General features: G+C 35.1%; 28 protein-coding genes. 14 read left to right on the forward strand and 14 right to left on the reverse strand.

The window, feature by feature from the left end:
• The 6 genes from ACEYOS_RS09455 to ACEYOS_RS09480 form a co-directional block, all read right to left on the reverse strand.
• Positions 1 to 411: 1-acyl-sn-glycerol-3-phosphate acyltransferase (locus ACEYOS_RS09455; protein ID WP_373797565.1), on the reverse strand; the 411-nt coding region annotated here is incomplete at its 3' end.
• Positions 412 to 436: 25 nt separating this feature from the next.
• A complete protein-coding gene (locus tag ACEYOS_RS09460) occupies positions 437 to 1,066 on the reverse strand; it encodes a CoA pyrophosphatase (protein WP_373710063.1) in 630 nt (209 codons plus the stop codon).
• 62 nt (positions 1,067 to 1,128) lie between these two features.
• The gene (locus ACEYOS_RS09465; RefSeq protein WP_373707553.1) at positions 1,129 to 1,734 is read right to left on the reverse strand and encodes a hypothetical protein; all 606 of its coding nucleotides are present in this window, start codon (positions 1,732 to 1,734) and stop codon (positions 1,129 to 1,131) included.
• Positions 1,735 to 1,773: 39 nt separating this feature from the next.
• Positions 1,774 to 2,091, reverse strand: coding sequence for a hypothetical protein (locus tag ACEYOS_RS09470; RefSeq protein WP_373707552.1), 318 nt, complete (start codon positions 2,089 to 2,091; stop codon positions 1,774 to 1,776).
• A gap of 41 nt (positions 2,092 to 2,132) precedes the next feature.
• Complete coding sequence (locus ACEYOS_RS09475) at positions 2,133 to 2,945, reverse strand: retropepsin-like aspartic protease (RefSeq protein ID WP_373707551.1); 813 nt, start codon at positions 2,943 to 2,945, stop codon at positions 2,133 to 2,135.
• A gap of 33 nt (positions 2,946 to 2,978) precedes the next feature.
• Positions 2,979 to 3,122, reverse strand: a complete 144-nt coding sequence (locus ACEYOS_RS09480; RefSeq protein ID WP_373707550.1) for a hypothetical protein — start codon at positions 3,120 to 3,122, stop codon at positions 2,979 to 2,981.
• 124 nt (positions 3,123 to 3,246) lie between these two features.
• Here ACEYOS_RS09480 and mgtE point away from each other — a divergent pair, with 124 nt between their 5' ends.
• Positions 3,247 to 4,566, forward strand: a complete 1,320-nt coding sequence (mgtE, locus tag ACEYOS_RS09485; protein WP_373707549.1) for a magnesium transporter — start codon at positions 3,247 to 3,249, stop codon at positions 4,564 to 4,566.
• A gap of 4 nt (positions 4,567 to 4,570) precedes the next feature.
• Complete coding sequence (locus ACEYOS_RS09490) at positions 4,571 to 5,293, forward strand: ABC transporter substrate-binding protein (RefSeq protein ID WP_373707548.1); 723 nt, start codon at positions 4,571 to 4,573, stop codon at positions 5,291 to 5,293.
• Between the two features lie 239 nt (positions 5,294 to 5,532).
• On the opposite strand, the gene ACEYOS_RS09495 is transcribed toward ACEYOS_RS09490, so the two are convergent.
• The gene (locus ACEYOS_RS09495) at positions 5,533 to 6,432 is read right to left on the reverse strand and encodes a DMT family transporter (RefSeq protein ID WP_373707554.1); all 900 of its coding nucleotides are present in this window, start codon (positions 6,430 to 6,432) and stop codon (positions 5,533 to 5,535) included.
• A 182-nt stretch (positions 6,433 to 6,614) separates the two neighbouring features.
• Here ACEYOS_RS09495 and ACEYOS_RS09500 point away from each other — a divergent pair, with 182 nt between their 5' ends.
• The 6 genes from ACEYOS_RS09500 (at position 6,615) to purE (ending at position 11,391) form a co-directional block, all read left to right on the forward strand.
• The gene (locus ACEYOS_RS09500; RefSeq protein ID WP_373707547.1) at positions 6,615 to 7,085 is read left to right on the forward strand and encodes a CYTH domain-containing protein; all 471 of its coding nucleotides are present in this window, start codon (positions 6,615 to 6,617) and stop codon (positions 7,083 to 7,085) included.
• A 197-nt stretch (positions 7,086 to 7,282) separates the two neighbouring features.
• Positions 7,283 to 8,449 carry an NAD(P)/FAD-dependent oxidoreductase gene (locus tag ACEYOS_RS09505; RefSeq protein WP_373707546.1) on the forward strand — a complete coding sequence of 389 codons (1,167 nt, stop codon included), beginning with the start codon at positions 7,283 to 7,285 and terminating at the stop codon, positions 8,447 to 8,449.
• A 96-nt stretch (positions 8,450 to 8,545) separates the two neighbouring features.
• Positions 8,546 to 9,385 (forward strand): helix-turn-helix domain-containing protein, encoded by an 840-nt coding sequence (locus ACEYOS_RS09510; RefSeq protein WP_373707545.1) that lies wholly within the window; start codon positions 8,546 to 8,548, stop codon positions 9,383 to 9,385.
• Positions 9,386 to 9,545: 160 nt separating this feature from the next.
• Complete coding sequence (locus tag ACEYOS_RS09515; RefSeq protein WP_373707544.1) at positions 9,546 to 9,944, forward strand: heme-binding protein; 399 nt, start codon at positions 9,546 to 9,548, stop codon at positions 9,942 to 9,944.
• Between the two features lie 78 nt (positions 9,945 to 10,022).
• Positions 10,023 to 10,694, forward strand: a complete 672-nt coding sequence (locus ACEYOS_RS09520; protein ID WP_373707543.1) for an MIP/aquaporin family protein — start codon at positions 10,023 to 10,025, stop codon at positions 10,692 to 10,694.
• A gap of 193 nt (positions 10,695 to 10,887) precedes the next feature.
• Positions 10,888 to 11,391 carry a 5-(carboxyamino)imidazole ribonucleotide mutase gene (purE, locus tag ACEYOS_RS09525; RefSeq protein WP_373707542.1) on the forward strand — a complete coding sequence of 168 codons (504 nt, stop codon included), beginning with the start codon at positions 10,888 to 10,890 and terminating at the stop codon, positions 11,389 to 11,391.
• A gap of 86 nt (positions 11,392 to 11,477) precedes the next feature.
• Here purE and ACEYOS_RS09530 read toward each other — a convergent pair whose 3' ends face one another.
• On the reverse strand, positions 11,478 to 12,680 hold the full coding sequence (locus tag ACEYOS_RS09530) for an aminotransferase class I/II-fold pyridoxal phosphate-dependent enzyme (protein WP_373707541.1): 1,203 nt from the start codon (positions 12,678 to 12,680) through the stop codon (positions 11,478 to 11,480).
• A gap of 153 nt (positions 12,681 to 12,833) precedes the next feature.
• Here ACEYOS_RS09530 and ACEYOS_RS09535 point away from each other — a divergent pair, with 153 nt between their 5' ends.
• Positions 12,834 to 13,292, forward strand: coding sequence for an Lrp/AsnC family transcriptional regulator (locus ACEYOS_RS09535; protein ID WP_373707540.1), 459 nt, complete (start codon positions 12,834 to 12,836; stop codon positions 13,290 to 13,292).
• Positions 13,293 to 13,389: 97 nt separating this feature from the next.
• On the opposite strand, the gene ACEYOS_RS09540 is transcribed toward ACEYOS_RS09535, so the two are convergent.
• Positions 13,390 to 14,754 carry an alpha/beta hydrolase-fold protein gene (locus ACEYOS_RS09540; RefSeq protein WP_373707539.1) on the reverse strand — a complete coding sequence of 455 codons (1,365 nt, stop codon included), beginning with the start codon at positions 14,752 to 14,754 and terminating at the stop codon, positions 13,390 to 13,392.
• 111 nt (positions 14,755 to 14,865) lie between these two features.
• On the reverse strand, positions 14,866 to 15,504 hold the full coding sequence (locus ACEYOS_RS09545; RefSeq protein WP_373707538.1) for an alpha/beta hydrolase: 639 nt from the start codon (positions 15,502 to 15,504) through the stop codon (positions 14,866 to 14,868).
• A 181-nt stretch (positions 15,505 to 15,685) separates the two neighbouring features.
• Between ACEYOS_RS09545 and ACEYOS_RS09550 the strand changes: the two genes are divergently transcribed.
• Complete coding sequence (locus tag ACEYOS_RS09550) at positions 15,686 to 16,018, forward strand: zinc ribbon domain-containing protein YjdM (RefSeq protein WP_373707537.1); 333 nt, start codon at positions 15,686 to 15,688, stop codon at positions 16,016 to 16,018.
• A gap of 159 nt (positions 16,019 to 16,177) precedes the next feature.
• On the opposite strand, the gene ACEYOS_RS09555 is transcribed toward ACEYOS_RS09550, so the two are convergent.
• Positions 16,178 to 17,110, reverse strand: a complete 933-nt coding sequence (locus ACEYOS_RS09555) for an ABC transporter ATP-binding protein (protein ID WP_373707536.1) — start codon at positions 17,108 to 17,110, stop codon at positions 16,178 to 16,180.
• 77 nt (positions 17,111 to 17,187) lie between these two features.
• Here ACEYOS_RS09555 and ACEYOS_RS09560 point away from each other — a divergent pair, with 77 nt between their 5' ends.
• Positions 17,188 to 17,847, forward strand: a complete 660-nt coding sequence (locus tag ACEYOS_RS09560) for a YceI family protein (RefSeq protein WP_373707535.1) — start codon at positions 17,188 to 17,190, stop codon at positions 17,845 to 17,847.
• A gap of 79 nt (positions 17,848 to 17,926) precedes the next feature.
• Entirely contained in the window at positions 17,927 to 18,586 is a 660-nt protein-coding gene (locus tag ACEYOS_RS09565) for a hypothetical protein (RefSeq protein WP_373707534.1), read from the forward strand.
• Between the two features lie 36 nt (positions 18,587 to 18,622).
• On the opposite strand, the gene msrA is transcribed toward ACEYOS_RS09565, so the two are convergent.
• Positions 18,623 to 19,279 carry a peptide-methionine (S)-S-oxide reductase MsrA gene (gene msrA / locus ACEYOS_RS09570; protein WP_373707533.1) on the reverse strand — a complete coding sequence of 219 codons (657 nt, stop codon included), beginning with the start codon at positions 19,277 to 19,279 and terminating at the stop codon, positions 18,623 to 18,625.
• A 298-nt stretch (positions 19,280 to 19,577) separates the two neighbouring features.
• On the opposite strand from msrA, the gene alaS reads away from it, so the two are divergent.
• Together alaS and ACEYOS_RS09580 are read left to right on the forward strand one after the other, a co-directional pair.
• Complete coding sequence (gene alaS, locus ACEYOS_RS09575) at positions 19,578 to 22,235, forward strand: alanine--tRNA ligase (protein WP_373707532.1); 2,658 nt, start codon at positions 19,578 to 19,580, stop codon at positions 22,233 to 22,235.
• Positions 22,236 to 22,247: 12 nt separating this feature from the next.
• Positions 22,248 to 22,772, forward strand: a complete 525-nt coding sequence (locus tag ACEYOS_RS09580) for a hypothetical protein (RefSeq protein ID WP_373707531.1) — start codon at positions 22,248 to 22,250, stop codon at positions 22,770 to 22,772.
• A gap of 67 nt (positions 22,773 to 22,839) precedes the next feature.
• Here the strand turns inward: ACEYOS_RS09580 and ACEYOS_RS09585 are convergent, their stop codons facing one another.
• Together ACEYOS_RS09585 and ACEYOS_RS09590 are read right to left on the reverse strand one after the other, a co-directional pair.
• Positions 22,840 to 23,265: a hypothetical protein gene (locus tag ACEYOS_RS09585; RefSeq protein ID WP_373707530.1), complete on the reverse strand. Its 426-nt coding sequence runs from the start codon at positions 23,263 to 23,265 to the stop codon at positions 22,840 to 22,842.
• 148 nt (positions 23,266 to 23,413) lie between these two features.
• Positions 23,414 to 23,656, reverse strand: a complete 243-nt coding sequence (locus ACEYOS_RS09590; protein WP_373707529.1) for a hypothetical protein — start codon at positions 23,654 to 23,656, stop codon at positions 23,414 to 23,416.
• Between the last annotated feature and the right edge of the window lie 77 nt (positions 23,657 to 23,733).

The following is a 23,733-nucleotide window of genomic DNA, read 5'->3' on the forward strand; positions in this document are numbered from 1 at the left end:
GTTCACATCGTGACCTTTCGCTCGCCAGGTTCTTTTAACGGTAACTGCTCCAGCTAATTTGAAGATTTTAGTCATAAAACCTTTATTCATCGTTTCTTCCGCTGCAACATAATAAATGTCAACTTTTGGATTTAAGAGATAAATGGGATTTTTAATAGAATTTAAATAACCATTATTTACCGCACAAAAAGCCTGATACATCGCCGCAACATCTGCGAAATACGTTTGGTGGTTGGATACGAAAAGAACGTTGGTATCTGGTAAATCGACCAAATTTTCGGTTCCAGAAATCTTCAACTTATTAAATCCGTTGAACCTTCTGTAGGAAACAATTCCTAAGGCGAAAATAATCAGTCTCTTTAGGAAATACAGATTACCAAAGGCATCCGTGAAAATATTCTTCTTGGCCATTATCTAATTAACATAATCCGCGAATTTACAAATTTTTCAATAACTGACTAAACTCGCTCAATATCATCGAAGTCGCGCCCCAAATGATATACCCATTGAAATCAATTACCGGAACTTTCACTCCACGGGAACTTGGTAAAATTCTCATTTCAGGTTCGTTAGCTAAACTTAAAATGGAAGAAATCGGGAATTCAATCAGCTCCACAGCTTCGGACTCCTGCAGGAAAAATTCAGGATTTTTCTTGGTATAAGAAACAAAAGCTTTCACGTAAAAGTTACTCGGCGGAATATAGATCGGCGAAAGTTCTCTGATGATTCTAATATAATGTTCATCAATTCCTACTTCTTCCGACGTTTCGCGTTTGGCAGTTGCAGCGAAATTAGGATCGAATTCTTCTTTTTTTCCGCCCGGTAGAGAAATTTGTCCGCTGTGTCGGTCACGTTCATTTTCGCTGCGAACAAAAAGTGGGACATACCATTCATTATCCTTTAAATATAATAGGATGTTAACCGCGGCGAACTTTGGATTTTTAGTTAAAATTTCATCGTAAGTATAAAGTGGTCGATAAGGTGGAGAATAAATTTCGTGCGCGGCTTCACCCTGAAGTTTTGCCTGTTGTATTTTTGTGAGTAAATCTCTGCCAAAGGTTTTCATGACATAAATTTATGAAATTTGTCTTTGAAACTGTTTTAAAGGAAAGTTAAAGTTTTTAAGATTTAATCCAGAAATTCAGTCGCACAATAGTTGATGAGATAAGAATTATTATTTTTAATTAAAGTAACTTCATTTAAGGTTTGGTAAGAATCGTCATAATCTACAAAAACACGATATTTCAAATCTGAGATTTTCTCGATCTTGACATTTTTAATATTTTCCATATCATCTTGGGCGCGACCGAATAACCACGGTTCCATGTCTTTTCTTAAGGGATAGATCTTCGACCATTTCTGTTCGTATTTCTTTTTGGCAAGTGGCATTTCTTCTTCTGATAAACTGGTTGCGCCGTAGATCTGCTCAGAATCGATCATAAATTCGTAGAATCTTTTGGTCGTTGCTTTTTCTTCTGTTTCCAGATAAAAACAAAATTTATTTCCGTTGGTACATTTAAACAGATTTTCTAACCATTGTTTTGCTGGATCATTTAAAGCATTTTTTTCGGTTGTATTTTCATTTTCATGAAGTGCGAAAACATTTTCATCTTCATTAACAGAAGTCGCTGATGATTGCTGGATTTCGGTTTTTTGAGAAACTTGAGTTTCTTTATTCTCTTTGCAAGACTGCAAACAAAGAACTGCTGAAAATAGAATGATTAGTTTTTTCATGGTTGTGTTTTTTTTACTAATAAAAACCTTTAAGATTCTTTAAAAATAACTAATCTTTTCTAAATCAAATACTTTGATCTCGTTTCCTCTTCTAATTCGTATGGTGATTTTTGATAATTCTTTTTCAATTGTATTAAGATAATATTTACAGGAATCTTCAGTGTGTAAATTGTCCAGACTAATATCGTTGATGCTAACTATTTCATCGTTCATTTCTAAAGGAATGTTTTTATCTCTAAAAATTAAACTAATTACGGCTTTGTTGTTAATAAAACGATAACTAAATCCAAAACTTTTTAAGGTTGTTTCAGGTTGAATAATAGGTTTTAAATGGAGGGTGTTCGTCTTCCAATCCAAAATGAATTCATAATTTTTTAAAAATTGGTTTCCTACTAAATTCAAACTTCGGTTTCTAAAACTTGATTTTCAAATTCCTGATTTGCCAGCGTCAATTTGTTCAGTTTAAAGATATATTCAATTTTTTCTGGCGCTGGTCCGTACAGGCTGACCGAATTTATTCCTTTTGTCACGAGGTATTGTTCTTTCGCTACGTTTTGCGGAACGTTGAATTCACCTTTATTAATTTGTAATTTCCCATTAAAGCCGGTGTCAATTTCAATCGAAATATTTTTCTTTATAATTTTTGAATTTATGACAGGTAATTTCTGTTTGCTTGCTTTGAATGGGATTTTCAGGAAAGATCCATTGTTATTTAAAAGTTTGAGGTCTTTGGATACCAACATAGAATTTTCCAAATAATTTATTTTCCAAAAAAGTAGCGCCATTTGGTTAGAACCAATGATACCATCCATTCGAAGACATTTAAATTCTGGTTCTGTGAAATCAATAACGACTGCACCAATATTTTTAAAATCCACATTTCCAATGCTAATTTCTGGGACCATTGTGAAAGTTTGTTTTCGAACGGATTTTTGCGAATCGCCTACTTCAGATTCGAAGGCGTTTTTTAAACCCAGTTCTTTAAATATTGCTGAAGAAATTACGGTTGGTGCTCCCGTGTCGAATAAAAAATTGTATTTCTTATCGTTAATAATGACTTCTAAAAAAGGTAAATCATTAAGATAATTTAACTGCAGGCTTTCTACTGGTTTTTGTAGTTCTGCAGTTCCGGAATTGTAAAATTTTCTTGATTGTGCAGAAATTTGGATAGAAAGAAAGGTGATATAAACGTAAAGTAGATATTTGAACATAAGTTTTTTTTATATTAAAGCTTTCTGAAAATGTTATCTGCTGGAATTGTAACCCTCATTAAATCCTCTTTGAAAAGAAGAAACATGTTCTTTCCAATTCCAGATGCTTTCGATTAAAAATAAGGTGAATATTCCTAAAAGGAAAAATTTTACGTCTCTTTTACTGATTTTGTTCATTTTGTTTTTTTATAATTTAGGGTTAATGTCAGGAAATCACCCATTGATTCTCAAAACTACAACTTTTTTAATTTTCCATCTTTTTTATTTTCGTTACTTTTGCAATTCTCAAAAAATACCGTATTTGGAAACTCAGGAACTTATTTTTAATCCGCAGGATATTGCAGAAACACTCAGTCAGCTTCGTGGTGACGAGCGGCTTTTAGCATTCTTAAAGGTTCCTAAGCAATATAAATCAGATGTGTTTTCGCATTTGGATCCAGATTTCCAGGAAGAGACCATTCGTAGTATTGCCAGTGAAGACGCTGCTGAGATTCTGAATGCAATGAGTCCGGATGATAGAACGGCTTTGTTTGAAGATTTTCCAGATGAATTAATTCGGTATTCCATCAATCATCTTAATCCGCAGGAAAGAAGAATTGCGCTGAAACTTTTGGGTTATCACGTTGATTCTATTGCGCGTTTGATGACGCCGTATTATATTCAGATCCGTAAAGAATGGACGGTCAAAAGATGTTTCCAGCAGATCAAAAAAGTGGGCAAGAAGGTAGAAACCATGAATCATCTTTATGTGGTTGATGAAAAAAACCGTCTTGTGGACGATATTGCGATCGGGTCCTTATTGTTGGCAGAAGAAGATACATTGATTTCAGAAATTACCGATAATCATTTCGTTGCGATTACTACGACAACTTCAAAAGAAGATGCCGTAACGTATTTTGAAAAGTATGACCGCTCTGCGTTGCCTATTGTGACGGAAGCCGGCGTTCTGGTTGGTATTGTAACCATCGATGATATTTTGGATCAGATCGAAGCACAAAATACGGAAGATATTCAGAAATTCGGGGGTGTTGATGCGCTCGATATGCCGTATACCCAAACCTCGTGGACGGAGATGATCAAGAAGAGAGGAACCTGGTTGGTGATTCTTTTCTTTTCGGAAATGTTAACCGCCTCGGCGATGGGATTTTTCGAACATGAAATTGAAAAAGCAGTTGTGCTTGCCTTATTCGTTCCGTTGATTATTTCCAGTGGAGGTAACTCCGGTTCGCAGGCAGCTACATTGATTATTCGGGCCATGGCTTTGCAGGAAATTACGCTGAAAGACTGGTGGTACGTCATGAAAAAAGAAATTGTGTCCGGAGTTTTTCTGGGTGGGATTTTGGGAATCATCGGTTTCATCAGAATTATGATCTGGCAGGAAACGGGCTTATATGATTACGGTGAACATTGGGTTTATATCGCTTTAAGTATTGCTGTTTCTTTAGTATTAATTATTCTTTGGGGAACACTTTCCGGTTCCATGATTCCTTTTGTTTTGAAAAAATTTAAACTGGATCCTGCAACTTCTTCTGCACCGTTTGTCGCAACGCTGGTCGATGTTACAGGTTTAATTATCTACTTCACCGTTGCCGGAATGTTCCTGGCTGGTAAAATTCTTTAATCTCATGAAAATCATTTCACTGGTTCCCAGTATTACCGAAACGCTTTTTGATTTTGGCTTAACTGCTAATGAAGTTATTGGGAGAACAAAATTCTGCATTCATCCTTCCGATTTAGTGAAGAATGTTGAAGTTATCGGCGGAACTAAGAATCTCAATATCGAGAAAATCAGATCTTTAAAACCGGATTTGATCATTGCCAATAAAGAAGAAAACGAAAAACTTCAGGTGGAAGAATTGATGAAAGATTTTAAAGTTTGGGTTACCGATATCGAAACTTTAGAAGATAATCAGGATTTCATTTCTGATCTTGGAACTCTGTTAAATAAAGAAAATTTAGCTTTAGATTTCAATCGAAAGATCGCTTCTGTTTTTACCGATATTAAACTCTCTGACTCTAAAAAAGTAGCTTATTTAATTTGGAAGAATCCTTATATGACGGTAGGTTCTGACACTTTTATTAATGAGGTTTTAGTAAGATCAGGGTTTGAGAATTTATTTAAAGACAGAACAAGATACCCGGAAATTTCAGTTGAAGAATTGAAAGACGCAGATCTAATTTTCCTGTCTTCAGAACCATTTCCTTTTCAGCAGAAACATATCGATGAACTTCTTTTAGAACTTCCAAACAAAGAAATGATCTTGGTGGATGGTGAAGCATTCTCTTGGTTCGGTACGCATTTGATAAAGGTTGGTGATTATCTGAAAGAATTATCTTTAAAATATTAAAGTATTCTTAGCATTTAAGATGATCCACGGAATTTAATATTGTGGTTCGTTTCGACTCTTTTTTCTCTCCTTTTTAAACTGAATTTACTTATTGATTAATGTCTTTTAATCGAGGATCCAATCTGCGCTCCAGCTTGAACGGAGCTCTTTTTGCGCAACGAAGTGGAACAAAAAAGCGGGAGTCCTTCGGCAAGCTCAGGATAAATTCAGATGGATGAAGGCGCCCAAACAGAAATTAATCAGGATCTTCTAAACATTCCGGGTTTGTAATTGGTGATGAAAACTCCGGTGATGATTAATGCTGCGGCGGTAATAAAAGTGAACGAAATCGGCTCGTCTAAAATAAGCCAGCCAAGAAAGATCGCGATAATGGTATTGATATAAGACAGGATGGAAATCTGGGAAGGGGTGATCTTTTTCAAAGCGGTATGAAACGCGAAAAAGGCAATAATGGATCCAAAAACAGCTAAGTAGACGGTAGCTAAAATACTTTTGACCGACCACGTAGAAAGATCACTTTGATCAGCTGAAATGAAACCAAAAATAATCTGGATAATGCCGGCAAAGCTGAATTGATAGAAGAGATTTAGGGAAATATCCTGTGGAGCGCTATTCATTTTTTTAGTAAAAATAGTTCCAAAAGCCCAACCGGAAATTGCAAAAAACATGTAAAGAACGCCCATTCGAAATTCGGGATTGAGTAAATCCTGCAAGCCGTCTTTGAAAATCAGTAAGATTCCCGAAAAGCCAAGTAAAATTCCGACTAAACCTCGAATGCTGAACTTCTGCATGCTGAAAGCGATGCTTAAAATGAAAACCGCAATAGGAGAAGTAGAACTGATGAGCGACGCCAAACTGCTGGTCAAATGTTTTTCGGCCACGGTAGTCATTCCGTTTGCGACGATCAACATCAAACAAGCGAGAACCATTTGATTACCAAAATTCCTCCAGCCGATCCATTTCAATTTTTGTCTGAACAATAGAATGACCAATAAAATAATTCCGGCTAAAAACTGACGGATACCGGCGACGAACCAGGGTGGAATAGTTTCTACCGCGATCCTGATTCCTAAGAAAGTAGTTCCCCAAACTAAGGCGACGGTAATAATTGCGAGAGCTAATTTGGGATCTTTGAACATGAAATAAGGAAAATTATCATTAAAGAATGGATCAGAATTTTTATCGAAAAAACACAGTCGCTTCTTATTTTGCAAAGGTAAATTTTATGAAGGCAATAGCAACTTGTTTTTGAAAATATTTGAAGTAAGCCTTTTAAAAACCATCACATTTTTTGTACTTTGTCACCATTGAAAAAAGCAAAATGGGAATAGAGATCGAAAGAAAATTTTTAGTCAATCACGTTCAATGGGAGCAATTAGAAAAACCTTTGGGTGAATTTTACAGACAAGGTTACTTGTTGACTGATCCGCAGAAAACAATTCGGGTGCGACAGACATCTGACAAGGGATTTTTAACCATAAAAGGAATTTCTGTTGGAGCCACACGATCGGAATACGAATATGAAATTCCGTTTGAGGAAACCAAAGAATTATTGGATCAGTTTGCGGTTGCCGAACTTTCAAAGGTGAGATATAAGATCTTTCGAGGAAATCATATTTGGGAAGTTGATGTTTTTTCGAGTAAAAATCAAGGACTGATCGTTGCAGAAATTGAACTGAGTAGCGAAGATGAAACTTTTGATATTCCAGATTGGATCGACCGAGAAGTGACTGGTGAAGAAAAATACTATAATTCAAATTTGGTTACTGAACCGTTCGAAGATTGGATTTAGAAAGACACGAATGCACGAACTTATTTCTTTTAATTCACTTTATTAAAAATTTAAAGTTACGCCGGAAATATTTGTACTCTTTAAATAATACAGTCATTTACATTAAATATCGTGAATTCCTGGCAAATAAGATCTTATAATTTCGATATCTAATCTCTCAATTTTAAGGGAAAACTAAAAGCTTATTTTTGCAAACCATGAACGTAGATCAAATTATCATTATTGGCGCTGGTCCTGCTGGATTAATGGCTGCTCAGCAATTGGCTTTGAAAGGTTTCGAAGTCCATGTTTATGAGCAGAATAAAGCTGCGGCGAGAAAGTTTTTGGTGGCTGGAAATGGTGGTTTTAATTTGACGCACAGTGAAGAATTAGAATCTTTTGTACAAAAATATGAAGCTGAAGAAATTCAGGATATCGTCAGAAGTTTTGATAATAAAAAAGTGATTCAATGGTTGGAAGATTTGGGAATAACGACGTATGTTGGAAGTTCAGGCAAGATTTTTCCTACTAAAAATTTCAAACCGATTCAGGTTTTAAAAGCTTGGCTGGATCGGTTGGAACAACTTGGAGTTACAATTCATTATGATCATACTTTTCTGAATTTTGATGATTCTGCAGTTTATCTGAAAAATAATGATGAAGATATTTCCGTAAAATATTCAAAATTAATCTTGGCAATGGGCGGCGGTTCCTGGAGAAAAACCGGTTCTGATGCCAAATGGGTTGAAACCTTTAACAATAAAAATATTGAAATAACACCTTTGCAAGCTGCTAATTCGGGATATAATACAGAAGTGAAGTTTCATCAGTTGCAAGGTCAATATCTAAAAAACATCAAAGTTTCCTTTCAAGAAAATCATAAAATTGGAGAAATCGTTTTTACAAAATATGGCATCGAGGGAAGTCCGATTTACTATATGAACCGATTTACCAGAAAGCATAATTTTCCTGTAATTATCAATATCGATTTAAAACCCAATGTAACGGAAAGTGAAATTCTAGCAGAATTAAAAGGTTCCGATAAAATAAGTCCGGTTTTAAAAAGGAATTTAAAATTGTCAACAGCGGCAATTAATCTTTTAAAAACTTTGGATAAGGAAAGCTATCTTAATATCGAAAATTTAGCAAAAACCATAAAAAAATTCCCGATTGAAGTTTTGAGTTTCAGACCGATTGATGAGGTGATTTCTACCGCTGGAGGCGTTGCGTTTTCAGAATTAAATTCCAACTTAGAATTGAAAAAGTTCCCGAATGTTTATTGTGCCGGAGAAATGATCGACTGGGAAGCGCCAACTGGCGGATATCTTTTGCAGGCTTGTTTCAGTACAGGTTTTTGGGTAGGGAATTCAATTTCGAAATCTTAAAAATATTTCAAAATCAGTATTTTACTATATTTGAATTTTATTTAAAGATCAGTTTTTCATTTGTTTAATCCGTTTTCAAACCAAATTTAACTTCCAATGCCCATAGAAAACATCCCTGAAATCTATCTGAATGATCAGAATCAAAATCCTGATCTGTTCGTTTATGATTTTAAAATGACGCATGATGTGGTCAAAAGTAAAGTGAATTTGGGCATGAACATGTTTAGTTTTTTACAGGTCGGAAAAAAGCAGGTTCATTTTGCAGGAACATCAGTTGCGGTGAATAAAGATCAGTCTTTGCTGCTGAAAAAAGGGAATTGGTTGTGGACCGAATTATTAGAAACAGAAGAGATTTATTATTGCAAACTGTTTTTCTTTTCTCAAAAAAAACTCAGGGAATTTTTAGAAAAACATACCGATCAAAAAAAGGAAACGAAAAAAGAATCTCCTTATTTCGTCATCCGAAATGATGCGTATATTTCTTCTTATTTAAATTCTTTGTCAACCATCAGTGAAGCTCCCGCAGTTTTTATGGAGAATCTTTTGGCCGTAAAATTCGAGGAATTAATGCTTTATCTTCTTCAAAAATATGGCAACGGGTTTAAAATTTATTTGCAGTCTTTGATCATTACCGAGACTTCTTCTTTTAAGAAAATTCTGGAAAGTAAAATTCATTCTAATCTAAAATTGGGCGAAATCGCCTTTTTATGCAATATGAGCTTATCGACCTTTAAACGGCATTTTATTGAGGAATATCAAACTTCTCCCGGAAAATGGTTTCAGGATCAGCGTCTTCAAAAAGCGAAAGAAACGCTAGAGGAAGGGAATTTAAAACCTGCAGAAATCTATCTGGATTTCGGCTACAACAACCTTTCTAATTTTAGCATTGCCTTTAAAAATAAATTTGGAATCAATCCGAGTGAGATTTCTAATTGATCTAATTTTTCGGTAAACGATAAGTAATTCACTCTTTTTCTCCGCAAAATTTTTTCTTTAAAATTTGACCTTTTTTCATAAGCGATTGACCTGTTTTAGTAATTTAAAACAGATGGTATCATCATACATTTGTACTATAATTAATTAAAATTTTTACAAGATGAATATTACTTTAGCACAAGCTGAAAAAGCAATTGCAGCAGCAAAACAAAAAGCAACCGCAATTGATACCAAAATGAATATTGCGATCGTTGACGCAGGAGCAAATTTAGTTGCATTCGCAAGAATGGATGGCGCTTGGTTGGGTTCACTCGACATTTCCATTAAAAAAGCAAAAACTGCCCGTTTCTTCGATATGAATACAGGAATTGTTGGAGAACTGTCTCAGCCAGGAGGTTCTTTATACAACATCGAACATTCAAATAACGGTTTAATTACTTTCCCAGGTGGAATTCCAATGAAAAATGAAGCAGGCGAAATTATCGGTGCAATCGGTGTTAGCGGAAGTTCTGTCGAAAATGATCACGCTGTTGCAGAAGCGGGTTCAACTGCAATCTAATCAACTTCTTCATTCAATATTAAAGAGGATAATTTGTTTAATTATCCTCTTTTTTAAATCAAAAAATAAATATCAGCAATGGAAAACGCGAGTTTAAAAAACTATCTGGCAGAATTAATATGCACTTTTGCTTTGGTTTTTTGTGGTACAGGTTCAATTATTGTCAATCAGCAATCCGGTGGAGCCTTAGGTTTGGTAGGGATTTCCTTCGCTTTCGGGATCATCGTTATTGCAGTCATTTATATTTTTGGAAATATTTCCGGAGCGCACATTAATCCAGCCGTTACCATCGCTTTGATGGTTGCAAAAGTAACTCCTAAAATTGATGCCTTATTTTATATTTTGGCTCAGATTTCAGGGGCATTTTTGGCAAGTCTATTATTAAAATTGATGTTTCCGGAAAATCTGACTTTAGGTGCGACATTACCTTCCGGGGAACTGTTACCTTCATTTTTAATGGAATTTATTTTGACCTTCCTTTTAATGCTCACTATTTTTGGAGCAACTGCGCATAAAGATTTTTCGTCGGTAGCAGGGTTAATCATCGGATTGTTTGTAACGGGAATTATTTTGTTTGCCGGACCAGTTTCTGGTGGTTCTTTTAATCCTGCAAGAAGTTTGGCTCCAGCAGTTGTTTCGGGAAATCTCAACTCGATCTGGATCTATTTTATCGCACCAACATTAGGAGCTATAGCGGCTACTTTTGTTTGGAAAGTATTTACTTTTGAAAAGAATAAAATTGTTCAATAAGTATTGAGTTTTTTTATTCATTCATTAAATGACCCCTGAAGTTTCTAAACATTAATTTGTAGGAAGAAAAAAAATCTTGAATAATGAAAGACCATTCTAACAGGTACCAATTTCAAATATTGCGTCCAAAATTTAAACTTGATTTGAACACCTCAAAATTTCTTAACTTTATACCTTAAAATTTTTACTAAATATGGTCGGAATAATAATGGGAAGTCAAAGCGATTTGACGATAATGGAACAGGCAGCAGAATTTTTAAATTCAATGGGAATTCCTTACGAATTAACTGTGGTTTCTGCACACCGCACGCCGGAGAGAATGTTTGAATACGCAAAATCTGCGAAATCCCGTGGTCTAAAAGTGATCATTGCTGGTGCAGGTGGCGCAGCGCATCTTCCAGGAATGGTGGCAAGTTGCACAACTTTACCCGTAATTGGTGTTCCGATTTTATCTTCAAATTCAATTGATGGTTGGGATTCTGTATTATCAATTTTACAAATGCCTTCTGGGATTCCTGTAGCGACAGTTGCTTTAAATGGTGCGACCAATGCGGGAATTTTGGCGGCTAAAATTCTTGGTTCTGCGGATGAGGAAGTTTCACAGAAATTAGAAATGTACCAGACTTCTTTGAAAGATAAAGTTTTCGGAACGGTGAAGGAAATCAGCAAACTTCATCCGAATCATTTTGATGAATAAAATTTACGGTGTACAAATAACAAAAAGACTTCATTACGAAGTCTTTTTTCAAATATTATTTTATTTCTATAAGTTCTAAAATGCATTTACAAAACACCAACTTGCTGCATACACCATTTCATTTTGTCGTAGGTTCTTTTGATATCATGGTCTAAGCCGATCGACATGCGGATCAAACCTTGAGAAAGACCCATTTCTTTTTGCTCTTCTTCTGGAATTTCAGAGGAGGTTGAGCTTCCCGAACAGGAGAATAATGTTTTGTAGAAACCAAGACTAACGGCTAAGTAACCCAAATTTTCTTTTTGCATTAATTCCATTAACTCATTGGCTTTCTCCATCGTCTGTACATCCAAAGTTAATAAACCACCGAACCCATATTCAACATTCATCATACTTTTGAAAAGGTCGTGTTGTTTGTGACTTTTCAACCCAGGATATTTCACTTCCAATCCGTCTTTCTCGAATTGTTCTGCTAGGTATTGCGCGTTTTCACTGTGCTTTTTCATTCTTATGTGAAGCGTTCGTAAATTTTTAAGAATACTCGCTGCACGGAAACTGTCCAAAGTGGGTCCGAGTAACATACAGGCACCAGAATTCACATCTTTCAAATCATTGATAAATTGAGTGGATGCACAAACAACTCCCGCCACTGCATCACTGCTTCCGTTGATGAATTTCGTTAAACTGTGAATGGTAATATCGGTTCCCAGCATTTGCGGAGAAATTGATAAGGGAGAAAAAGTATTATCTACAATCAGTTTAAGATTGTGTTTTTTGGCAATTTTGGAAAGCTCGCGAAGATCAGCAATTTCTAAAAGTGGATTGCTCACGGTCTCGCAAAAAAGAACTTTTGTATTTTCAGTAATCGCTTTTTCAACTGCGGTTAAATCGGTGATGTCAACAAACGAAGTTTTAATATTATATCCTGGCAGAAAATTTTTCATAAAAGCATACGTTCCACCATAAATCGTTCGGCTCGAAATAATATGGTCGCCGCCTTTACAGAGTTGAAGCAGGGTAGAAGTGATCGCACCCATTCCAGATGCCGTTACATTGGCGCTTTCTGTTCCTTCCATTTGTGCCAAAGCTTCGCTTAAATAAAGATTGCTTGGCGTAGAATGGCGAGAGTATAAATAACAACCTTCTGTATTTCCTTCAAAGGTGTCGAACATGGTTTTCGCAGAAAGAAAAGTGTAAGTTGAACTGTCAGATATTGAAGGGTTTACGCCTCCGAATTCTCCAAAGTATTGCAGATCCTGAATGTTATTTGCTGCATCAAAGTTTTCCATAATAGTAATTTTGTTTTGATAAAAGTGAATGTTTTCAAACTAAAAAACAACTTATTTAAATAAATTTAGAAAATTAATCTACTGAATTAATTTAATTTAGATTTAAATTTTATATTTGATGAGTATTAAAACCTATAACCGAAAATATTTCATTTGATGTTAGATCTAAAAGATAAAAAACTACTGATCTTGTTGCAGAACGATTCCAAGAAAACCACCAAACAATTAGCTAATGAATTGGATTTGTCAGTAACCGCAGTTTTTGAACGTATTAAAAAATTAGAGAAACAGAAGATCATCAAGAAATATGTCGCCTTATTGAACCACGAAAAAATTCAGAAAAACTTCATCGTTTTGTGTCATGTTAAATTGGTACAACATAAGAAGGAATATATCTCTCAGTTTGAAAAAGAAATCACACAGTTTCCTGAAGTCTTAGAATGTTTCCATGTTTCTGGAGATTACGATTACATTCTGAAAATATGTGTTCGAGATATTCAGGAATACCGGGACTTTATGGTCAGTAAATTAACGAATCTGGAGCATATTGCCAGCACGCAGAGTTCTTTTATGATTAAAGAAGTGAAGAATTCTACGGTTATCGAACCTTAAAATAATCACGTCTCATTTATTTCTAAAGAATTTTCCAAAAACAAAAACGAAGCTCAATATTAAGCTTCGTTTTATCTTTAAAGTTAAAGTGTGAAATTTATTTTACTAAAAATCTCACCGATTCAGTTGGTGTTTGAAGGATATAATTTCCTTTCGGTAATGATATCTTCAACGAATTCCATCCGTTTGTCAACTGTAAATTCTCAATCAATTTTCCTGATAGATCATAGATGTTTGCATCAGAATTTTTTGTTAATCCTTTAATGAATATTTGATTTTTTTCGAAACCAACAATTATTTTTTTTTTCGAAATCTCTTGAGTTTTTAATTGAGTATTTTGAAAAAGCCATTTGTACGCGGCACTAAATTCTCCTTTCCAATAATTTTCATTGTGTTGACCGTAAGAATCTAATTTTACTAAAGTATTTGCAGTGGTAAGACCGTTCGCTTGTAAGTTGGTTTTCACAGTTGCAATATCGCTGGCCATAGTCGCACTCTCATTCGAGCCTGCTACGAAATAAATTCTCATTCCAGATAAATCTGCAGTAGAATTAGTAATATAATTATTAAACTGAGAAGCAACGATCCAATATGCGGGGCTGAATGATCCGATTTTTGAAAAAGTCTGACTGTATTTTACGCCACCATAATTAGAGATTAATGCTCCCAACGAACTTCCAATTAACGCATTGTATTCTTTCGCTGGCTTGGTTCTGTAATTTGAATCGACGTATGGTTTCAACGTTTCTGCGACAAACTGAATATACAGATCTCCTTCACCTCCGCCATATTGGGTATTCACCCACGGCGTATATTCATCGATTCTGCTTCCGCCGCCATTATCGATTCCAATCACGATTGCGCCATAATCTCCCTGTGCAAAAAGAGCGTTTAAAGTCTCATCAACTTGCCATTCTCCCGAAAAAGAAGTCACGTTATCGAATAAATTTTGACCGTCCTGCATATAAATTACGGGATAAGTTTTAGTGCTTGTTTCGTAGTCGGGCGGTAAATAAATCCAAACCTTTCTGGTTCTGTTCAATTGCGGAATCGCAAAGTTATTGCTCAAAATATGAACATTCGACGCAGCCGTACTTGGATTACCGGCTCCTCCTAGATCTTTCCAGGATTGAACGGTCAGGTTTAAGTTTTGAGCAGTTCCGGTAAAATTTGCCGTTCTATTCGGAATATCGTTTCCTGCAGTGTTGGCTTCCACAGATGACCAGGCTCCACGAGTAAATTTGTATTCTAAAACTCCGCTGCCTTCTGGAACGGTGTAAGTGTAATTTCCTAAACCGTCTGCAACCATTGGTGTCGAGCCAGGATTCCAACCGTTGAAGTTTCCAGCGACATAGATCGTTGATGTTGCAGGAGTATTGGAAGGAATGGAAGTTATTTTCAGCGTAATTTGTGCAGCGATTTGTGCAGAAATCAGAACCAATAAAGGGAGAAATCTTTTCATATTATTTTATTTAATCCTAAGGATATTTATTTTTTAATTAATGTTTTCTGATTCTCAATTTTTATCAAAAACAATAATTCAATTTTCTGGATATTTTTAAATCTTCGCAAATTACTTTCTGAAGAAATCCATCAAGTCCATATAGTTTTTCTGATTTACACCGTGTCCACTCATATACTCGCGGAAGGAAAAATAGGCGCCCATTTCATAAAGAAGATCTGCTGCTTTTCGTCCCCACTCCAACGGAATGATCGCATCGTCAGTTCCGTGAGAAATAAAGAACCGTAATTTTTCGATTTTCTTTTTGTCTTTCACTCTATTGGTTAACAATTTTTCTTCGGCATAACAACTCATGCAAGCCACTTTTATAAATAGTTCTGGATTATTCAAAGCCAGAGAATAACTTAAAATTCCACCCTGGGAAAATCCGCATAAGTGAGTTTGATTTTCTGTTAAACCGTACTGATTCGTAATTTTTAAAATATTTTCTAAGATCGCGTCTTGTGATTCCTGAGCTTGGGCAACATCAATTCGGTTTTCTTCATTCATTAAATCAATGTCGTACCAAGAATAGCCTTCATAATCAGTATTAAAAGGAGCTCTGAAACTTACAATCAACCAGTCTTCCGGTAGAGTAGTAGCAAAACTGAAAAGATCTTGTTCATTGCTTCCGTAACCGTGTAGTAAAATTAGTAAAGGAGTTTTTGAGGTAATATGCTCGGGTTCGCGAACGATGTATTGTAAATCCATGGAACAAAGATAATAATTTAGGCCGAAGGTTGCAGGCGAAAGGTTGAGAATAGCATCAATTTCAGCACTTCAATTTTCGTAACCTAATTAGCGATTACTGAATAACAGTGTTAAAGTTTTTGAACAGGCGACAAACTTGTAATCTCCTTATTTTAGTAATATCTTTGTGAAAATTATAATTATGAGCGATACAATAGTTTGTCCGAAATGTCAATCGGAATTCACTTATGAGCAAGATGATAAAATGGTTTGTTCCCAATGTTTCCACGAATGGACGCCAGGAGAAACTTCCGATGAAGATAAAATTCTTGATGCCCATGGACACGAATTACAAAACGGAGATTCTGTGGTTGTAATAAAAGATCTGCCTGTTAAAGGTGCACCAAAACCAGTAAAGTCTGGTACAAAAGTAAAGAACATTAGATTACGTCCGGGAAGCGATCACAATATCGATTGTAAAATTGACGGCTTCGGATCTATGGCGTTGAAATCTGAATTTGTGAAGAAAGCGTAATTTAAACGCAAATAGCAGCAATAAATTTTACAAGTGGCACCAAATTATGGTGTCATTTGTTTTAGAAATAAGTTTAGATCGGATTTAAATGTAATGAGAAAAATCAGGAAAGCGAAGGTTGAATTTGAAAGTTCTTAATTGGCTTTACATTTTTCTTTTTCAAAAATTAATTTTGAGCTTTCCGTCGATTTTTTCTGCAGTGTAAACCACCAGTTTCTTACCGTCTAAAGAAATTTTATTCCAGTAATAACTTCCGGAAAAACGACTTTCTAAAACTTCAACCTCTATTCCTTCTTCTGAAATTTTGATTTCGTTGGGATACCAGAAATTCTTAGAAAGATTTAGAGCCAATTTCTCTTCCTCCGTAAAAACATTCACTTCGCCGAAAAGAGAGGCGACATATTGATTGTATGGATTGTTATACGTTTCTTCTGCATTGTCATTTTGAATTAATCTTCCTTCCTGTAAAACAATAATTTGATCCAGCCACGGCATCACTTCCTGAATTTCATGCGTAGAAATAATTAATGAAATCTTCTTTTCGCGAACGTAATTAAATAGGCGTTCTCGCAATTCAATCTTTCTTGAAAAATCAATATTGCTGAAAGGTTCATCTAATAATAAAAGTTTCGGCATTACCGAAAGTGCTCTGGCGATCGCGACTCTCTGCATTTGTCCGCCACTTAAATATTTAGGTAAAGTGTTTTCAAATTCTTCCAGTCCAACCACTGTTAAAAGCTCTTGAACGCGTTCTTTTTTCTCTGCTATATTAATATTAGAAATAAATTTTCCCACATTGTCAGCAACGGTAGAATAGGGCATTAAGTCATAACTCTGAGCGACTAACTTCATGTCTTCTTCACCAGGAACTAAGTTTTTTGTCGGGCCGAAAATCGGTGAACCATTAAAAATAATCGCTCCTTTCTCCCATTCCAGAAGTCCGTAAATTAAATTTAGAATAGTTGATTTTCCACAACCGCTTTCGCCTGCTAAAGCGATTATTTTCCCTTCTTCAACTTTTAGATTAAAGTTCTGGAAAAATTGGTGGTCGGGATGGTGTGAAAAGAATAAATTTCGGATTTCTAGTAGCATATTGCAAAAATAACATATTTGTCTCTAATAGAGATATTTTTGTTAATTTTGCCCAAACAATAAAAAACATTTATTTAATGATGAAATCATTTACAAATTCAGTATTCGTAGCACTTATTTCAGCGATATTCGTGGTGTCTTGTGGAAAAGATAAACCTCTTACCAGTGAAGTTACCGAAGTTTCAACCACTGCCAATGGTTCAGTTTACGAACTTGATACGCTTAACAGCAGAATCGAATGGAAAGGTTATAAGGTTGTAAAATCAGACCAGTCCAGTCATTTCGGGACGATTCAATTCGAAAGTGGTGATCTAACCGTAAAAGACGGAGTTTTAGAAAGTGGAAAGTTTGTGGCAGACATGAATTCGCTTACTTCCGTTGATTTAAAAGATGATGCAGAGCAATTGGATAAATTGAATGGTCATTTAAAAAGTGGAGATTTCTTCGAAACTGATAAGTTTCCAACAGCTTCTTATGAAATCACCAAAGTTTCGAAAAATGAATCTGGTGATTATAACACGCTTTTAGATGGAAACTTAACCATCAAAGGAATTACAAAGCCAGTTCAGTTTAATGCAAATGTTTCTATAAAAGATGGAGAAGCGAGTATTGCAACTCAACCTAAAGATATCAAGAGAGAAGATTTCGGTGTGAAATTTCAATTGCCTCTTGCTAATGGTTTACTTAAAGATGATGTGAATCTTCAGATCTTAATTAAAGCCATGGAAAAGAAATAAGATATCGATCTTAAAGAATTTAAAATCCGTCTCGTTAACATAACGAGACGGATTTTTTTGTTTAAATTTATCTTAAAGAATGAAAAGTAAACTTACCAAGAAATATTATGTTCCCGGATTGATGAGCGCACTTATCATCCCGCTTTTTTTTTGGTTTTATGGAAATAGACAGTTGGAAAAGCCCATCCCGAATGTGATGGATTTAGGATTGCCTGCGAAATATAATCCGAAGATTCCTTTGAACGAGCAATTCTCTTTTGAAAATTTCAGAAATTGGGAATATAAAAAAATCAAAGTTGTTCCTAATGCAAAAGAAAGTTCAAAATTCTATGTTTCAGAAATTAAAAATCTTCAAAAACGAAACGAAAAAAATTCTGGAATTGAATTTATTCTTGATGATAAAAATTCTTATAACGATTTTGTATCCATTCTAAATGATTTAGCAATTGCAAAACACGAAATTTATGGTTTAGATTTAGATCAAACAGGAAATATTTTTGCTTTAGTAGATTATAAAGATGCGTTAGCGAAAGAAGAAGAAATAGAATGTTTGCTTTGCGACGATCTTATTGTAACCTACGTTGATGATCGGTCAGCTGCTGAAAGGCTTTTCTTTTCTCCTCTATTTGAAAAATATCGCCCGTTGTCACAAACGCTAACTAAAGAATCATTATATCTCTTGTTCGGATTTCTAATTCTTTTAAATGTTTCAATCTTGAACATCAAAAAATTTTTATAAAAAAAATAGGTTGCCTTTCGACAACCTTCATTTTTATTATTTCGCTGCAGGCAGCGGATTTGCTCTTTTCGCTTCTTCAAAAACAGAAAGCGGAATGTGACAATATCCACCAGGATTTTTATCTAAATAATCTTGGTGATAATCTTCAGCTTTGTAAAAGTTTTTCAAAGGAATAGTTTCTACCACAACTGGCTTATCATAATTTTTAGACAGTTTTGCAACTTCAGTTTTTACGATTGCTTCTGTTGATAGATCGGTAGAGTAGATCCCACTTCTGTAATTATCTCCTCTATCATTTCCTTGGCGATCGATAGTTGTAGGATCAATCGATTTAAAGAAGAGATCAATTAATAGTGGTAGATTAACTTCGTCGGCATTATATCTTACTTTTACGGCTTCAGCAAAACCAGTAGTGTGACTGATTACCTGTTCGTACGTAGGGTTTTTAATTCTCCCGTTCGCATATCCAACTTCTGTATCAACAACGCCTCTAACCAATTGAAACAGATGTTCGGTTCCCCAAAAACATCCACCTGCGAAGTATATTTCTTTTATATTTTTACCTTCCATATTTATTTCTTTTTTATTATTTTGTTCCACATTTTTTACTTTAGCTTTCGAGCAAGAAAAGGATGTTGCAGCAAAAACGGCAACACCGAAAATTAATGCTACGAGTGTTAAAATGTTCTTCATTTTTTTCTTATTATTTGTATTCATTATTTTTTGAATTAACTTTATTTTAGATGCAAAAATAGGGCTGAAATTAAAAGGGTCTCTAAGTAATTATCTATCGTTATCATTTAATTAATCAAGGTCTCCATCTCAACAATTTTATATACGACAACCATTTGAATACGGTTTTTTCAAATCGGAAGTGGTGCTGAAAAACTTTGAAAATGATTATTTCTAAATTCGCGAAAACAATATTCGAGAGTCCTGTTAAAAATCATTAAATTTGCCAACTTATATGCACGTTAAAGCCAATTCAACTATGACTTCACAACAAATTCGCCAGCAATTTCTTGACTTTTTTAAAGAAAAAGGACACCAGATCGTTCCTTCTGCACCGATTGTTTTAAAAGATGATCCTACCTTGATGTTTTCTAACTCGGGAATGACCCAATTCAAAGATTACTTCTTAGGATACAAAGAACCAAAATCTTCCAGAATTGCAGACACCCAAAAATGTTTAAGAGTTTCCGGGAAGCATAATGATTTGGATGATGTTGGTCGCGATACCTATCATCACACCATGTTTGAAATGTTGGGAAACTGGTCTTTTGGTGATTACTTTAAAAAAGAAGCGATCGATTATGCCTGGGAATTGTTGACTGAGGTTTATAAAATTCCAAAAGAGAATTTATACGTCACTATTTTTGAAGGCGATGCGTCTGAAAATTTAGATCGTGACCAGGATGCTTACGATTTCTGGAAATCTCATATTTCAGAAGACCGAATTATCAATGGAAACAAGAAAGATAATTTCTGGGAAATGGGCGAAAGCGGACCTTGCGGACCATGTTCAGAAATTCATATCGACATTAGAACAGACGAAGAGAAAGCCAAAGTTTCTGGTTTAGACTTGGTGAATAACGATCATCCACAAGTGGTGGAGGTTTGGAATCTGGTTTTCATGGAATTCAATAGAAAGGCTGATGGAAGTTTAGAAAAATTACCATCCCGACACGTTGATACCGGAATGGGTTTTGAGCGTTTGTGTATGGCTTTACAAGGCAAAACTTCAAACTATGATACTGATGTTTTCACTCCTTTAATTGCTAAAGTAGAAGAACTTTCAGGGAAAAAATATACAGGAATTTTAGAGGACGAAAAAGATATTGCGATTCGCGTTGTGGTTGATCATATTCGCGCAGTTGCGTTTGCGATTGCTGATGGTCAGTTACCGTCTAATGGTGGTGCAGGTTATGTGATCCGCAGAATTCTGCGTCGTGGAATTTCTTATGCTTACCGATTTTTAGGAATGAAAGAAGCCTTCCTATTTGAATTGGTTGCCATCTTGAAAAACGAAATGGGAGGATTTTTCCCAGAGTTGGTTAAGCAGGAAAAATTAGTGACTGAAGTGATCAGAGAAGAAGAAAACTCTTTCCTAAAAACCATCGAACACGGTTTGAAAAGAATTGATCTGGTCATCAATGAAACGCTATCTAAAAACCAAAAAACACTTCCAGGAACCGCAGTTTTCGAATTGTATGATACTTACGGTTTTCCCGCTGATCTCTCCAGAATCATCGCTGAAGAAAAACAATTGACTGTTGATGAAGTTGGTTTTGAAGAGGAAATGAACAAACAGAAACAACGTTCAAAAAAATCATCTGCACAGAAAGTTTACGACTGGGTAGTTTTAGAAGAAAAAGCTGAATCTTTCGTTGGTTACGACCAAATGGTAAGTGAAACTTTTATTACAAGATATAGAAAAGTTGAAAATAAAGACGGTGAATTTTACCAGATCGTATTGTCGAAATCGCCATTCTATCCAGAAGGTGGTGGACAGGTTGGTGATAAAGGAATTTTAATTCCAAGTTATGCGGAAGGTTTTGATATTTCAAATCCGAGCGTTTCTACGATCACCGATTGTTCAGAGATCATCGAAGTTCTGGAAACAAGAAAAGAAAATAATCTGATCGTATCTTTAATTAACGAATTGCCGAAGGATGCAGGTGCCGTTTTTTATGCTAAAGTAAATGAGTCGGAAAGAAGAAATTCGCAGGCGAATCACTCGGTAACGCATTTGTTGCACGAAGCGTTGCGTGAAGTTTTAGGAACGCATGTTGAACAGAAAGGTTCCTTCGTTGGTCCGGATTATTTGCGTTTCGATTTCTCCCATTTTTCTAAAATGGATGACGAACAGTTAAAAATTGTCGAAGAAAAGGTGAATGCGAAAATCAAAGAAAATATTGCGTTGCAAGAATTCCGTGAAATCCCAATCACCGAAGCGATGGAAAAAGGAGCCATGGCTTTGTTCGGTGAGAAATACGGCGATAAAGTAAGAATGATTCAGTTTGGCTCTTCGAAAGAATTGTGTGGTGGAACGCATGTAAAACACACGGGCGAAATCGGCCATTTTAAAATTCAGAATGAAAGTTCAACTGCGGCAGGAATCCGTAGAATTGAAGCCATTTCTGGAGATCAATCCGCTGCTTATTTCCGCAATTTAGAAACACAATTAAAGGAGATTTCTTCTTTATTAAAGTCGAAAGATTTAACAAAGTCAGTTGAAAAATTGATGGAAGAAAATTCTTCTTTAAAATCTGAAATTGAATCTCTAAAAAAAGAAAAAGCAAAATCAGAAACTTCAAACTGGGCAAATGATTTCGTACAAAAAGAAGATAAGAAATTATTAGTAAAGAAAGTTTCCTTGGATGCAGGAAGCGTGAAAGATATCGTCTTTCAGTTGAAAAAAGATATTCAGAGTTCAGTGATTATCATCATTTCTGATTCGGATGCAAAACCAATGATTACGGTTGGTGTTTCGGCAGATTTAGAAGCGAAATACCACGCGGGTAATATCGTTAAAGATCTGGCGAAAGAGATCCAGGGCGGCGGCGGTGGAAATCCGGGTTTTGCAACAGCAGGCGGAAAAAATTTAGAAGGTATTGAAAACGCGTATCAAAAGGCGTTGACGGTTTAAAGAAATTTTAAAATGAAAATATTTTTAAAAAGTACATTCTGGATCCTATCTGTTTGCCTTATTTTCAGTGGATGTAGCAGAGATAGCGACAAGGAAGAAGAGGTCTTTTTGGAAGGAAAATATAAAGTGCTAAAAGTTACTTCGGAAATTCCAGTCGATTATAATGCCGATGGCGTTTTTGAAACCGATATTACTCCTTATTTTACATGCAATCCGTCTCTGACTTTCCAAAAAAACGGAACCTTGACTTATCCTTCAATTAATATAAGTATTCGGAGTTATGCCGTTGAATTATACACGGGATATTTGGTAGAATACGAAACACCTTTCTGTGAAGCACCACAATATAGTGCGACTTACACGATGTCTTCGGATCTTATTTCGATGTCCACGGAATGGGGTGATCAATTAACGTTTCAATTGAGAAATGGGATTCTTATTTCCAATTTCAATTATTCTTATTTAGCGGTAGATGCTGGTAATGGTCGTAAGATGTTAAAAAGAGTATCATTAGAGTTTCAATATTCGAAAAATTAATTTTTTACAAAAAAAGTCCCAAGACAATTGAGTTTTGGGACTTTATTTTTTATAAAAAATGTGAAATTTAATTTTCTTTAATTTCCACCGCGTATTGCAGATTTTTAAGTTTTTCTTCTAGTTTCAAAATATCTCTTTCCATTTTTTCGATCTTCAAATTACTTCTTCTTAAATCTTTATTTGCAGCTTCAGTTTGTCGTAAGATTTTAGCGGTATTCCTGGCATCTTTAGCCGTAGTTCTAGGATCTGAAGTCGAGAATTTATTCGTCGTACGATTCGATTTTTTATCCAGGTATTTTACTTCTTCTGAAAGCTTCAAATTATTTTGTCTTTCTTTCTCTAAGTCGATTTTTTTAGTAACTAAATCAGCATTAAGTCTTACAACTTGAGATTGTTGTTTTAAAGTTTTTAGATCTTGCTGTTGCGCAGTTCCGTTAATTGAAATCATTACGAAACCTAAGGCGAAAACCAATGAGATTAATTTTGCTTTCATATTTTGTGTTCTGTTTTTTGTTGGATGCAAAAATAATTTAAAAAGAGATGCAAGAGAAAATTTTTTGCTTTTTATTTCATCAAATTATTAGACGTAAAAAATCCCGACCTTTTAAAAAGTCGGGATCTAATTTATATAATGTCGTAACTTATTTATTACCTCCGCCGCGTGCTACTAAAGCAATGATAACGATAAGAACCAAAGCACCGATTACCCAAACTAATGGATTGCTCATCCAGTCACCACCCATTGTATCTCCGCCTTTATCTAAATCGACGTCAACTTTAAGGTCAGCTGCTTTTTCTTGAGCTTTTACCAATACCACTGCGAAGTTTGCCATTACTGCTAAAGCAAAAATCTGAATCTTTGAAAGTAAATTAGTACGTGTCATAATTTTAAAATTTTAATGTTAATGAAATTTAACATTCTAAAATCATACCAAAGAAATTTTTATTAATTTTTTTCTCC

This window comes from Kaistella sp., assembly GCF_041824135.1.
GTDB lineage: Bacteria > Bacteroidota > Bacteroidia > Flavobacteriales > Weeksellaceae > Kaistella.

Coding starts and splice junctions, on each gene's coding strand:
- ACEYOS_RS09495 (WP_373707554.1), bottom strand. CDS start 6,432: ATGTTCAAAGATCCCAAATTAGCTCTCGCAATTATTACCGTCGCCTTA.
- ACEYOS_RS09505 (WP_373707546.1), top strand. CDS start 7,283: ATGAACGTAGATCAAATTATCATTATTGGCGCTGGTCCTGCTGGATTA.
- ACEYOS_RS09465 (WP_373707553.1), bottom strand. CDS start 1,734: ATGAAAAAACTAATCATTCTATTTTCAGCAGTTCTTTGTTTGCAGTCT.
- ACEYOS_RS09480 (WP_373707550.1), bottom strand. CDS start 3,122: ATGAACAAAATCAGTAAAAGAGACGTAAAATTTTTCCTTTTAGGAATA.
- ACEYOS_RS09585 (WP_373707530.1), bottom strand. CDS start 23,265: ATGAAAGCAAAATTAATCTCATTGGTTTTCGCCTTAGGTTTCGTAATG.
- ACEYOS_RS09460 (WP_373710063.1), bottom strand. CDS start 1,066: ATGAAAACCTTTGGCAGAGATTTACTCACAAAAATACAACAGGCAAAA.
- ACEYOS_RS09580 (WP_373707531.1), top strand. CDS start 22,248: ATGAAAATATTTTTAAAAAGTACATTCTGGATCCTATCTGTTTGCCTT.
- ACEYOS_RS09550 (WP_373707537.1), top strand. CDS start 15,686: ATGAGCGATACAATAGTTTGTCCGAAATGTCAATCGGAATTCACTTAT.
- ACEYOS_RS09520 (WP_373707543.1), top strand. CDS start 10,023: ATGGAAAACGCGAGTTTAAAAAACTATCTGGCAGAATTAATATGCACT.
- ACEYOS_RS09560 (WP_373707535.1), top strand. CDS start 17,188: ATGATGAAATCATTTACAAATTCAGTATTCGTAGCACTTATTTCAGCG.
- ACEYOS_RS09555 (WP_373707536.1), bottom strand. CDS start 17,110: ATGCTACTAGAAATCCGAAATTTATTCTTTTCACACCATCCCGACCAC.
- ACEYOS_RS09540 (WP_373707539.1), bottom strand. CDS start 14,754: ATGAAAAGATTTCTCCCTTTATTGGTTCTGATTTCTGCACAAATCGCT.
- ACEYOS_RS09590 (WP_373707529.1), bottom strand. CDS start 23,656: ATGACACGTACTAATTTACTTTCAAAGATTCAGATTTTTGCTTTAGCA.
- msrA (WP_373707533.1), bottom strand. CDS start 19,279: ATGAAGAACATTTTAACACTCGTAGCATTAATTTTCGGTGTTGCCGTT.
- ACEYOS_RS09545 (WP_373707538.1), bottom strand. CDS start 15,504: ATGGATTTACAATACATCGTTCGCGAACCCGAGCATATTACCTCAAAA.
- ACEYOS_RS09565 (WP_373707534.1), top strand. CDS start 17,927: ATGAAAAGTAAACTTACCAAGAAATATTATGTTCCCGGATTGATGAGC.
- purE (WP_373707542.1), top strand. CDS start 10,888: ATGGTCGGAATAATAATGGGAAGTCAAAGCGATTTGACGATAATGGAA.
- ACEYOS_RS09490 (WP_373707548.1), top strand. CDS start 4,571: ATGAAAATCATTTCACTGGTTCCCAGTATTACCGAAACGCTTTTTGAT.
- ACEYOS_RS09510 (WP_373707545.1), top strand. CDS start 8,546: ATGCCCATAGAAAACATCCCTGAAATCTATCTGAATGATCAGAATCAA.
- ACEYOS_RS09500 (WP_373707547.1), top strand. CDS start 6,615: ATGGGAATAGAGATCGAAAGAAAATTTTTAGTCAATCACGTTCAATGG.
- ACEYOS_RS09515 (WP_373707544.1), top strand. CDS start 9,546: ATGAATATTACTTTAGCACAAGCTGAAAAAGCAATTGCAGCAGCAAAA.
- ACEYOS_RS09530 (WP_373707541.1), bottom strand. CDS start 12,680: ATGGAAAACTTTGATGCAGCAAATAACATTCAGGATCTGCAATACTTT.
- alaS (WP_373707532.1), top strand. CDS start 19,578: ATGACTTCACAACAAATTCGCCAGCAATTTCTTGACTTTTTTAAAGAA.
- ACEYOS_RS09475 (WP_373707551.1), bottom strand. CDS start 2,945: ATGTTCAAATATCTACTTTACGTTTATATCACCTTTCTTTCTATCCAA.